The organism is Agrobacterium sp., from assembly GCF_059499945.1.
The window spans coordinates 50,823-61,245 of sequence record NZ_JCABZP010000003.1; the positions used below are offsets into that span (position 1 = coordinate 50,823).

At 59.7% G+C, this 10,423-nt stretch carries 9 protein-coding genes and 1 other RNA gene; 4 read left to right on the top strand and 6 right to left on the bottom strand.

Translation table 11 applies throughout. The annotated features are described in order from the left end of the window. Position 1: 1 nt before the first annotated feature. From hflK to AC5I5B_RS02390, 4 genes are all read right to left on the bottom strand, one after another. Positions 2–1,120 (bottom strand): FtsH protease activity modulator HflK, encoded by a 1,119-nt coding sequence (hflK, locus tag AC5I5B_RS02375; protein ID WP_003507538.1) that lies wholly within the window; start codon positions 1,118–1,120, stop codon positions 2–4. Between the two features lie 143 nt (positions 1,121–1,263). After that, on the bottom strand, positions 1,264–1,791 hold the full coding sequence (locus AC5I5B_RS02380; RefSeq protein ID WP_111781731.1) for a dihydrofolate reductase: 528 nt from the start codon (positions 1,789–1,791) through the stop codon (positions 1,264–1,266). Further along, positions 1,788–2,582: a thymidylate synthase gene (locus AC5I5B_RS02385; protein WP_111834744.1), complete on the bottom strand. Its 795-nt coding sequence runs from the start codon at positions 2,580–2,582 to the stop codon at positions 1,788–1,790. The genes AC5I5B_RS02380 and AC5I5B_RS02385 overlap by 4 nt, the downstream gene beginning before the upstream one ends. 92 nt (positions 2,583–2,674) lie before the next feature. Further along, the gene (locus tag AC5I5B_RS02390; protein ID WP_060727396.1) at positions 2,675–2,983 is read right to left on the bottom strand and encodes a DUF2853 family protein; all 309 of its coding nucleotides are present in this window, start codon (positions 2,981–2,983) and stop codon (positions 2,675–2,677) included. A 142-nt stretch (positions 2,984–3,125) separates the two neighbouring features. Between AC5I5B_RS02390 and ssrA the strand changes: the two genes are divergently transcribed. The 4 genes from ssrA to AC5I5B_RS02410 all read left to right on the top strand — a co-directional run bounded on the left by ssrA (position 3,126) and on the right by AC5I5B_RS02410 (position 4,808). Next, positions 3,126–3,498, top strand: a transfer-messenger RNA (tmRNA) gene (gene ssrA, locus AC5I5B_RS02395). Between the two features lie 229 nt (positions 3,499–3,727). Next, on the top strand, positions 3,728–4,240 hold the full coding sequence (locus AC5I5B_RS02400) for an SspB family protein (RefSeq protein ID WP_020009331.1): 513 nt from the start codon (positions 3,728–3,730) through the stop codon (positions 4,238–4,240). A gap of 42 nt (positions 4,241–4,282) precedes the next feature. After that, positions 4,283–4,486, top strand: a complete 204-nt coding sequence (locus AC5I5B_RS02405; protein WP_111834743.1) for a DUF4169 family protein — start codon at positions 4,283–4,285, stop codon at positions 4,484–4,486. Positions 4,487–4,598: 112 nt separating this feature from the next. Beyond that, positions 4,599–4,808, top strand: coding sequence for a ribbon-helix-helix domain-containing protein (locus AC5I5B_RS02410; RefSeq protein ID WP_003507527.1), 210 nt, complete (start codon positions 4,599–4,601; stop codon positions 4,806–4,808). A 358-nt stretch (positions 4,809–5,166) separates the two neighbouring features. Here the strand turns inward: AC5I5B_RS02410 and AC5I5B_RS02415 are convergent, their stop codons facing one another. Both AC5I5B_RS02415 and AC5I5B_RS02420 read right to left on the bottom strand, forming a co-directional pair. Further along, positions 5,167–8,880 carry an AsmA family protein gene (locus AC5I5B_RS02415; protein WP_111834742.1) on the bottom strand — a complete coding sequence of 1,238 codons (3,714 nt, stop codon included), beginning with the start codon at positions 8,878–8,880 and terminating at the stop codon, positions 5,167–5,169. A gap of 91 nt (positions 8,881–8,971) precedes the next feature. Next, entirely contained in the window at positions 8,972–10,384 is a 1,413-nt protein-coding gene (locus AC5I5B_RS02420) for an FAD-binding oxidoreductase (protein WP_495752294.1), read from the bottom strand. Positions 10,385–10,423 lie beyond the last annotated feature (39 nt).

The window sequence follows — 10,423 nt, forward strand, 5'->3', positions numbered from 1 at the left end:
ATTAGTTGCCTCCCTGCTGTGCCGCGCCCGGATTGCCGCGCATGATCTCGTTCAGAGGCAGATAAGGCACCACACCCTGTTTTTCGTCGATGATGACCTTGTTGGAGCCCTTCAGGACCTGTTCCATCGTTTCCAGGAACATGCGCTGACGGGTTACATCAGGCGCGGTGCGATACTGGTCGTAGATGGAGATGAAACGCTGCGCTTCACCCTGTGCCTCGTTGACGACACGCGACTTGTAGGCGTTCGCTTCTTCGAGGATCTGCGCGGCCTGACCGCGGGCGGCACCGAGCTTCTGGTTGGCGTATTGGTTGGCTTCCTGAACGAAGCGGTCTTCGTCCTGTTCGGCGCGCTGCACTTCATCGAAGGCGTCGGCCACTTCGCGCGGCGGCGCCGCGTCTTCAATAGCCACCGCATTGATGGAGATGCCGGCGCCATAACCGTCCATCGTGGACTGGATGATGGTGCGCACATCCGCTGCGATCGCCTGACGGTTATCGCGGAAGATGTCCTGTGCCGGACGACGGCCGACGACTTCGCGCATGGCGCTTTCGGAAACCTGCTGCAGGGTTTCAGCCGGGCTGTCGACGTTGAAGAGGTAGGATTTCGGATCGGAGACCGTATAGAGCACCGAGAACTGCACGTTGACGATGTTCTGGTCGCCGGTCAGCATCACGCCGCTCGCTGAAGACGACGAAGCGCGCGAACCGATATTCTGCTGCTGCTCGGTCACCTTGACGATTTCCACCGTCTCGATCGGCCACAGATGGAAATGCAGGCCCGGCATCGAAATTTCATCCTTCGGACGCCCGAAACGCAGCTCCACGCCGCGCTCGTCCGGCTGGACGGTGTAGATGGACTGGATGCCGAGGAAAACCAGAACGACGAGAACAACGATCGCAACCGCGCCGCCGTTGAAGCCGCCCGGCAGGACATTCCTGAAACGGTCCTGGCTGCGCCGGATGATCTCTTCCAGATCAGGAGGGCCGCCATTGCCGCCGCCACCGCCGCGAGGCCGGTTAGGCCCCTGCCCCCATGGGCCGCCACCGCCGCCCTGGTTGTTTCCTCCACCGCCGCCGCCCCAAGGGCCGCCGCCGCCATTCTGATTGCTCCAGGGCATCAATACCTCTTTATAAAAGCCTCTCCCGATTCCGTTCGAAAGCGATTGCTCGCGTGCGGCGGGAATATCGACCCGTTATAAGAAGGAGAAGCGTCCGTTTCAACGCAGAGGTGGTAACTAAATACCCAATCGGGGTAAATAGTTCACTTTGACGCGGCTCTGCGCACATAAGTGGTGAACAGAACGGGATAATTGTCCCTTTCCCCTGCGGGAGCGGGGGTTTCCTCGGTTTTCTCAAAAACGCCGGGATCGATTTCCGGAAAAAAAGTGTCTCCATCCAGCTTTACCGCCACATGGGTGACGGAAAGTTGATCGGCAAAGGGCATGGCCTGACGGTAAATCTCGCCGCCGCCGGCCACGAAAACCTCATCCACACCCAGTTCCGCAGCCTTGGTTTTTGCAAGCTTCATGGCCTCGTCCAGCGACGAGACGACATCCACACCTTCAGGCCGGTAGTCGGCATTGCGGCTGACGATGATATGCGGACGGCCCGGCAGGGGGCGCTCGCCGACGGATAAAAATGTCTTGCGGCCCATGATGAGCGGCTTGCCCATCGTCATCGCCTTGAAGCGCTTGAGGTCAGTGGAAAGCTTCCACGGCATGTCGAGGTCGCGGCCGATGACGCCGTTTTCGGACACCGCGACGATGATGGTGACGCGCGGCTCACTCATACCGCGATCGGCGCCTTGATGCTTGAATCGGCCTCGTAGTTCTCAAGCGTAAAGTCTTCGAACTTAAAGCCGAAAAGGTCCTTCACATCAGGGTTGAGGCGCATCGTCGGCAAGGCCTTGGGTGTGCGCGTCATCTGCAGCTGCGCCTGTTCGAAATGGTTGGCATAGATATGCGCATCGCCGAGCGTATGGACGAAATCGCCGGGCTTCAGCCCCGTCACCTGCGCCACCATCAGCGTCAGGAGCGCATAGGAGGCGATATTGAACGGCACGCCGAGGAAAATATCCGCCGAGCGCTGGTAAAGCTGGCAGGAGAGCTTGCCGTCGGAAACATAGAACTGGAACAGGCAATGGCAGGGCGGCAACGCCATCTCGTCCACCAGCGCGGGGTTCCAGGCCGAAACGATGTGGCGACGGGAATTGGGATTGGTTTTCAGGGCCTCGATCAGAAGCGCGATCTGGTCGATATGGCGACCGTCAGGCGCCGGCCAGGAGCGCCACTGTGCACCATAGACGGGGCCGAGATCGCCATTCTCGTCAGCCCATTCATCCCAGATGGAAACGCCATTTTCCTTGAGATAGGCAATATTGGTATCGCCCCTCAGGAACCACAGGAGTTCATGGATGATCGAGCGCAGATGCAGCTTCTTGGTGGTAAGAACCGGAAAACCTTGCGCAAGGTCGAAACGCATCTGGTAACCGAAAACCGAGCGCGTGCCCGTGCCGGTGCGGTCTCCACGGTCGGAGCCGGTTTCCATGACATGCCGGAGAAGATCGAGATATTGTTTCATGCGTTCTGCCGCCGATTCCCTGATATCGAGGGAATATAATAGCACAGGGCGGCAGAACCAATCACCTAATGCGGGCTTATCCCCGGATCAAATCAAAGCGACTGAAGCTTACCCAGTTCCTTGGCGACCAGATAGTAGAAAGTCACGCGCGACTTGGAGCGGTCCGCGGCCATGGCCTTGGCGACAGCATCGATCGCCTGATCGGCTGCACCGTCGGTAACGCCGAGCTTCTTGCCGCACCAGCTCGCCTTCACGCGCGCAAGCTCTTCCGGATCGGAAGCGGACACCAGCGAGGAATCCCGGTTGCGCAGGGCAATGCCGAGATGCTTGACGATCTTGCCGACAACGGCTTCGTCGGCTGCTGCGTCGTATTTCTTCACATCTGCGAGATAGTCAGTCATGTCCACTCCTTCGTGTGTCCCCGGCCCGGTGTTGCTTCTGGTGACCGGTTGCAGGGAGAATGGGACAGCAATCCCTCGTCGTCAAGAATTGTCTAAAGTGCGGGCCGCAATCACGAAACCTTTTCATGGAATTGTCATCACCCCCCTTTTCTCGGGCGGGCGAAACGCCTATATGAGCCTTGCCGGGGCAACCCGGCTATGGCGATAAACGGTCGGTGTAATAAACCTATTGGACCCGGGGGCGGTACCCGGCGCCTCCACCAAAAACCGGCGGGCTTTTCAAGATGAAGGCCGGCTTTTGATGGGGGCGAAATAGGATCGACAAGGGCGTAAAGATCGAACTTTTGCTCGGCATGATACCGCCGTTATCGGGTCACAAGTGTAGTTGCAAATGACAACAACGCTAAGGAATATGCTCTCGCTGCCTAATGGCGGTGCGGGAATTCCGCTCTAAGTCCTCACGGTTAGCCCCGTGAGGCGGGGTTCGGAGGTACCTGGCAACAGAAACCTCCACCTTCTCCATTTTGCCTGAATTGATTATATGATAGCTGACTTGCGAACGGCGTAGGCTTTTCCGTTGCTGCCGTTCAGGACATTGCGTATACTTGGGCAACGCGTGAGCGTCAGGATCGGAAATGATCCCGGCTCAAGGATTACGCGAAGATTCAAAGTGTTACAGCGTCCTTGGCGCGCGAGCCGCGCCGCACATGAAAAGACGTTCGAATAAGGGAAAGACAGGACCGCATGGGGCAGGATCATATCCGTTACGACATTCTCGCACAGGATGCCCTTCGCGGCGTTATTCGTAAGGTTTTGGGTGAAGTGGCCGCAACCAGCCGCCTGCCCGGCGACCACCATTTCTTCATTACATTCCTGACCGGCGCGCCGGGCGTGCGGATTTCCCAGCACCTCAAGGCGAAATATGCCGAACAGATGACCATCGTCATCCAGCACCAGTTCTGGGACCTCAAAGTAACCGAAACCGGCTTTGAAATCGGCCTCTCCTTCTCTGATACGCCGGAAAAGCTGGTCATTCCCTATAATGCCATCAGAGGTTTCTACGATCCTTCCGTCAATTTCGAACTCGAATTCGACGTGCCTCTGGCCGAAGAAGAAGAGATGGAAGAAGCCGAAATCACCGCTTATCCCGTTTCCCATGAGCCGAAGCCGGCTGCCGCTTCCGAAACGCCCAAGGCCGGCGAGGAAAAGAAGGAAGGCTCGGTCGTTTCGCTGGATGCCTTCCGCAAGAAGCAATAACGGCTTACCCCGAGCGTACGAGATCCGAGGAGACATATCCCCATGGCGGCCGATATCGTCAATCTACGTCAGTTTCGGAAACAGAAAGCCCGTAGCGAAAAAGAAAAGCAGGCGGAGCAGAACCGCCTGTCCTTCGGCCGCGGCAAGGCGGAAAAAAATCTCACATCAGCCCTGAACGAAAAAGCCGAAAAGGCGCTCGATCAGGGGCGGCTCGAAAAACCCGATGACGCGGTCGGCAAAGACTGACAAGCCGACAGACCGCGCGAATTTCGGGACTATCGGAAAAGAATCGCAAAACAGGGACTTGCTGGGGAGATATGATTCAGACCTCCAACCGGATCCACCGGAGACCGATCTGATGATCCGCAAGCACTCCGCGACGTTGCACGGCCACCGCACCAGCATTTCACTCGAGGACGCCTTCTGGGACGAGCTGAAAATCATTGCGGACAGACGCAAGATCAGTTTCGCGGCCCTGCTTGCCGAAATAGATGACAACCGCGCCGCCGACAGCAATCTGTCCTCGTCGCTGCGGGTTTATGTGCTGAACTGGCTGAAAAACCGCTGAGATTTTCTGACGTACGGTAAAGACACGCAATCGATCACGACCTGCGATGCCTCTATCCGGATTTGTCGTCCTAGACTACAAAAATTACTGCCGAAAACTCGTAACGCCGTGAAAGCATTCATTAAACATTAGCGGCCTAGTCTGCGCTGCAAGGCATTTCCCGTATTGCGTAGCCTTGCTTTCAAATACTGTTTCCAGACCTTTCCCATCCACCACGAGGCGTTCCGGGGCTCCCCCCGTTAGGGAACGAGTTTGCCGTGAGATTCTCGGCTCATGCTCGAGGATGATGCAACGTTCCGGGACAGGTTTCCGCACTTTCGCAATATGAAGGCCGATCAGCCTTACCCTGCCCGCAAGCTTACGGCGTGGCAGGAGCGTTTTCCGGCGCCAGTTGCCGGATGGCGTTTTCCGTCGGAGGCACCACCAGAACCGGCGCGGATTGCCGCTCGGGTACCGGCTGTTGCCCCTGTTCCTGCTGCTGTTGTTGCAACCGCTCCTGCTGTTCCTTTTCCTGGCGCAGACGTTCTTCGGCTGCCGCCTTCAGACGCGCCTCTTCGTCAGCCTTGGCCTTGGCTTCCGCCTCCGCCCGCTCCTTCTCGGCCTGCCGCTCGGCCGCCTGAGAGCGATAAAGCGCGACTTCGCGGCGCAGGCGCTGCTTTTCAAGAACACTCGCCTGCATGGCCTCCACCCGGCGGCGTTCCTTTTCGAAAGCCCTGAGCGACAGGTAATTGCTGAGCGCTGAAACATCGGTCGTCAAAGCCGGCGCGGCAAGCGGACCGTTATAGTTGAGACGCACCGATGGCTCGGCCCCTGCGACCGTTTCGGTACCGGGATTGAACAGAAGATCGAGGTCGCCATTCACGGTCGAAGCCGCAAGATCAACCGTCGCGTCGGCCGTCAGCGTTACGGGATCGATCCCCGCACGCAGATTCTGGAAATGAAGCGCGCCGCCATTCAGCGAGAACGGCAAGGCCACATCGCCAAGCCCGATTTCACCCTGCCACAGGCTCTGGTCCACCAGCGGCCGCACCTTGGGCGCGTCGATCGGCTGCTGCAAACCATCAGCCGCCTGCAGGATCGGCGGGAAGGCACCGGGATTAAGTCCCTTCAGCACAAGCCCGCTGGCCCTAATTTCACCCGATCCACCCGCTGATTTCAGCATCTCACCGACACTTTTGCCCGTCGATTCGGCCGTCAGGTCAACGGCCACCCGACCTGTCGCAACCGGCCCGTTGGCATTGGCCCAAAGGATCGGCTCCGGATTGGCATCGGTCACCGCGATCTTGGTGCGGAAAATGCCCGCACCTTCGCCCGTCGACATGGCAAGCCGCCCCGTCAGCTTACCGCCCATGAAGGTGCCGGCAACGTCATCGAGCGACAGACTGCCCGCATCATGCGTGACCCTGGCCGAAACACCGGTGACGGTACCAAAGGGACCGGCCTCGAAGCTTTCCGCTTTCAAGGCGAGCGAAGCCTTGAGCTGCGGGAAGGCTGGCATGGCCAGAGGCTTGGCATTGAGCGCTCCGGTTTCCGGGTCGATCACCGGCCCATAGATCGCATCCCCCAGCCAGGCGAGTTCGACGGTTCTGACGGAGAGATCACCGTCTACAGGATGGGGCGTGGCACGCTGGAATGTCAGATTGCCCGAGAAAGGGTTTCCGCCCGCCTGCCCGCCGATCGAGGAAAGTGCGATCTTTTGCCCGTCCACCGCCACTTTCGCATTGGCCTTCAGCGCCATGCCGCCGCCAAGCTGCGGCAGACCGACAGCGTTCATGATGAGGTATGGCTCGATGTCAGCGCTTTCGAGCGCCACATCGGCGCTGCCCTCGCCGAAATTGGCGGCCGAAACGGCAAAGGAACCGTTCATCGAAAAATGCGTCCGTTCCGTCGAGAAGCGCAGCTCCGTCTGGGCGGGTGAGCCGAGCGTGCCGTTGAGCTTGACCGAGAGAAGTCCTTCGCCATCCGCATCAAAAGGCAGCGGATCAAGCCCCGCCTGCCCGAACAGGATTGCGGTCGACTGGTTCTTCAGGACGGCTTCCAGCGACATGGCCGTATCATCGGTGATCGACAGGAAATCTGGCATCTTGGCAACGGCCGAGAGCCGGCTGCCATTGACGGTGCCGGAGACGGCGACATTGGCCCCGCCATTTTCGCTGTTGACGGAAACATCCATGGCAAGGTCGGAATTGGCGTACCATGGCGCGCTCGCCGCCAGACGGCTGAGGAATGGATGGTTTGGCAATTTCTGCTGCAGCATGGTGAAGAAAGGCTGCATGTCCGCAGCATGCAGGTTCACCGTGCCCTTGCCGGAATAATTCAGCAGCGAACCCTGCAATTGCCCTCTGGCCTTCACCTCCGCGCCGGCAATATCGCCGGCCGTCATGTTTTCAAGCGAGAGAATCCCGCCGGCCATGGTGAAGGCGGTTTCGACGTGATTGGCGGTCACACCGGCCATGTTGAACCGGTCGGCCTTGAATTTTGCGGTAATGCGGTGGTCGAGGACGGAACTGCCGACCTGATCGCCAAGCGCCAGACTGCCGAGCGCCCTCAGCGCATCGAGATCGATTTCGTTGCCCGACAGATCAATGGAGAGATTGGAAGTCTTGCCGTCGGAACGCCGCTCCAGCTCGCCCTTCAGCGAGGCATCGCCGATCGCAAGCTCCAGATTGTCGAAACGCTGATTGAGCGTCGTCAGTGAAACATCGGCGGAAAAACCGGCGGCATTGAGCTGGCGGATCGCCGGATCGACGGAACCGGAAAGCCAGTTCGCCAGCCCCGAAGGCTGGTTGGAGGCGAGCAGCAGATTGCCGTTGAAAGCGGGGCCGCCAAGCAGCGTCAGCGATCCCTTGGCTTCAAGCTGGGTCCTGCCCGGCAGCGTCGCCACGGCATTCACCACCTGCCAGCCACTGCCTTCCGGGCGCACATCCAGCCGGATGTCGCGGATGGTCGTATCGTCGGAAACGAGTGCGGGAAGGCTGATGCTCGCTTTGCCCGGCACCGGCGGAACCGGGATGCGGGCCACCATGGCCGCAAAGGCTTCAATGCGCTGGCGAACCGAGGCGGTGGGCTGGCGTGAGGTCTTGCCCGTTTGCACGACAGGCGGCGCGAAGCGGGCGACATCTATCTGCTGGCCGTCGGCCGTCAGCAGGAACTCTGGCTTGGCGCCGGTATCGAGCGTCGCCTCGCCCGTCACGACATAGGGATTTTCGCTGCCGCCGAGTTCCATGCGGTAACTCGGGATACGCACGCTTTCATTGGTCAGTTCAAAACTGCCGCGGGTGCGCGGCGAAGAAAACAGCGATTGGCCCGCCTGCTGCTTCTGCTTTTCATCCTCACGGAAACTGAAGGAGAAAGAACCGCTATAAGCGGGCTTTCCCGCCGTTGCAGCAATCGCACCATCGAGATCGACCTCGACCGGATGTTCGTCAGGCACCACGCGGACCCTGAGGCCCATGCGGCCGGCGGCATAATCCGGCTCGCTGCTGGAGAGCGAGAACGACCCCGGATGCCCGTCAATGGCGGCGCGCCCTTCGGCCTTCCACGGCCCGGCCAGCGAATTGGCGGACATGTCGGCGTTGAGACCGGTCACCACGCGATTGCGGCCGGATTGCTCGTCGATGAATTCGATCTGCCCGCCTTCGATCTGCACGCTTTCCAGAACCACGGTGCGGGCGGGAATTTCCGCCCGGCTGCCGCGCATCCAGTCCAGCGTGCCATCTTTCAGCAGCCTGATCTTCGCCTTGGGCTCCTCGATGCGCATGTCGAAGATGCGGGCCTCGCCCGAAAGGAAAGGCGCAAGCTCGGCATCCATGGAAAAACGCGCGACCTGAATGAGCGGCGATCCATCCGCATCCGTTCCGGCGCGCACATCATGCAGCGTTACCGAGGGGAAAGGCAGGATGCGGGCCTCAACGCGGCCATGCACAACCACCTTCTTGCCGAGAATACGGCTCGCCTGGTCTTCAAAATCGCGGCGGAAATCCGTCCAGTCGACGAAATAGGGAATAAGCAGCGCCGAGAACAGCACCACGGCCAGCAGTCCGCCCAGAAAAACCAGAATACGCCCGAGCACTGACCTGCATCTCCCTTCGCGAACGCTGCAAACCTATTCTTTTCTGCCTTAACGGCAAGCAGCCTTTTGTACCAATCAATTGTGAGGATGATCAGACAAGCCGGAACAACTTGCCCGGATTGAAGATATTATCCGGATCGAGCGACGTTTTGATGGCGCGCATCACATCCAGTGCATTGCCGGCCTCTTCGGCAAGAAAACTCATCTTGCCCTGGCCGATGCCGTGTTCGCCGGAGCAGGTGCCGTCCATAGCAATGGCGCGGCGGTTGAGACGGGCGACAAAGGCTTCGGTTTTCGCGACGCTTTCGGCATCCTTGCCATCAAACAGAATAAGGACGTGGAAGTTCCCGTCGCCCGCATGACCGACGATCGGCGCGAGAAAACCGTTCTCCTCAATATCCCGCTGCGTTTCCACCACGCAGTCAGCGAGGCGCGAAATCGGCACGCAGACATCGGTGGACAACCCATCGAGATGCGGTGCGAGCGCCCGCGACGCCCAATAGGCGTCATGACGCGCTTTCCAGAGCTTGTTGCGCTCGGCGGCATCGCTCGTCCAGCGGAAGTCGACGCCGCCGCATTCCGCCGCGATCTCGGCAAACTGCTGCGATTGCAGAGCCGCCGTCTCCTCGGTCCCGTGGAACTCCACGAAAAGCGTCGGCTTCTCCGCGTAGTTCAGGCCGGAATAGGCGTTGCACGCCCGCACCTGCACCTCGTCAAGCAATTCGATGCGGGCAACCGGAACGCCCATCTGGATCGTCATGATGACGGCATCGCAGGCCGCCTTGATCGTGTCGAAGGTGCAGACACCGCCGGCGATCTTTTCCGGAATGCCCTGAAGCCGCAGCGTCACGGACGTGATGACGCCGAGCGTCGCCTCGGCCCCCACGAAAAGCCGCGTCAGGTCGTAACCGGCGGAGGACTTGCGGGCGCGGCGAGCGGTGCGGATTTCCTCGCCATTGGCGACAACAGCCGTAACGGCAAGCACATTGTCTTTCATCGTGCCATAACGAACGGCATTGGTGCCTGAGGCCCGCGTCGAGGCCATGCCGCCGATCGAGGCATTGGCGCCCGGATCGATCGGGAAGAACAGGCCGGTATCGCGCAGATAGACGTTGAGGTCCTCACGCGTCACGCCCGGCTCCACCGTCACGTCAAGATCTTCGGCATTCACCTCAATGATGCGATTCATCCGGCTGAAATCGATGCAGATTCCGCCGTTGGGCGCATTGACCTGCCCTTCAAGCGAAGACCCCGTTCCGAAGGGAATGACCGGAACCTTGTATTGGGCGCAAGCCTTCACCACGGCCTTCACATCATCGGCGCTTTCGGCAAAAACCACGCCATCCGGCGCCTGCAGGGTCAAATAGGTGGTGGTGTGGCCATGCTGCTCGCGGAACGCCTGGCCCGTCTGGACCTTGTCACCCAACTGCTGCTTCAGCACCGCGAGCGCAGACGCAATGCCCTCTTCATTCCGCTCACCCGCAACAACGTCTTTCAGCGCCATCATCCATCTCCACCGCAACATCTGCCCGTAACGGATTCG

Coding starts and splice junctions, on each gene's coding strand:
- AC5I5B_RS02410 (WP_003507527.1), top strand. CDS start 4,599: ATGATCCGCAAGCACTCCGCGACGTTGCACGGCCACCGCACCAGCATT.
- AC5I5B_RS02390 (WP_060727396.1), bottom strand. CDS start 2,983: ATGACTGACTATCTCGCAGATGTGAAGAAATACGACGCAGCAGCCGAC.
- AC5I5B_RS02400 (WP_020009331.1), top strand. CDS start 3,728: ATGGGGCAGGATCATATCCGTTACGACATTCTCGCACAGGATGCCCTT.
- AC5I5B_RS02405 (WP_111834743.1), top strand. CDS start 4,283: ATGGCGGCCGATATCGTCAATCTACGTCAGTTTCGGAAACAGAAAGCC.
- AC5I5B_RS02385 (WP_111834744.1), bottom strand. CDS start 2,582: ATGAAACAATATCTCGATCTTCTCCGGCATGTCATGGAAACCGGCTCC.
- hflK (WP_003507538.1), bottom strand. CDS start 1,120: ATGCCCTGGAGCAATCAGAATGGCGGCGGCGGCCCTTGGGGCGGCGGC.
- AC5I5B_RS02420 (WP_495752294.1), bottom strand. CDS start 10,384: ATGGCGCTGAAAGACGTTGTTGCGGGTGAGCGGAATGAAGAGGGCATT.
- AC5I5B_RS02380 (WP_111781731.1), bottom strand. CDS start 1,791: ATGAGTGAGCCGCGCGTCACCATCATCGTCGCGGTGTCCGAAAACGGC.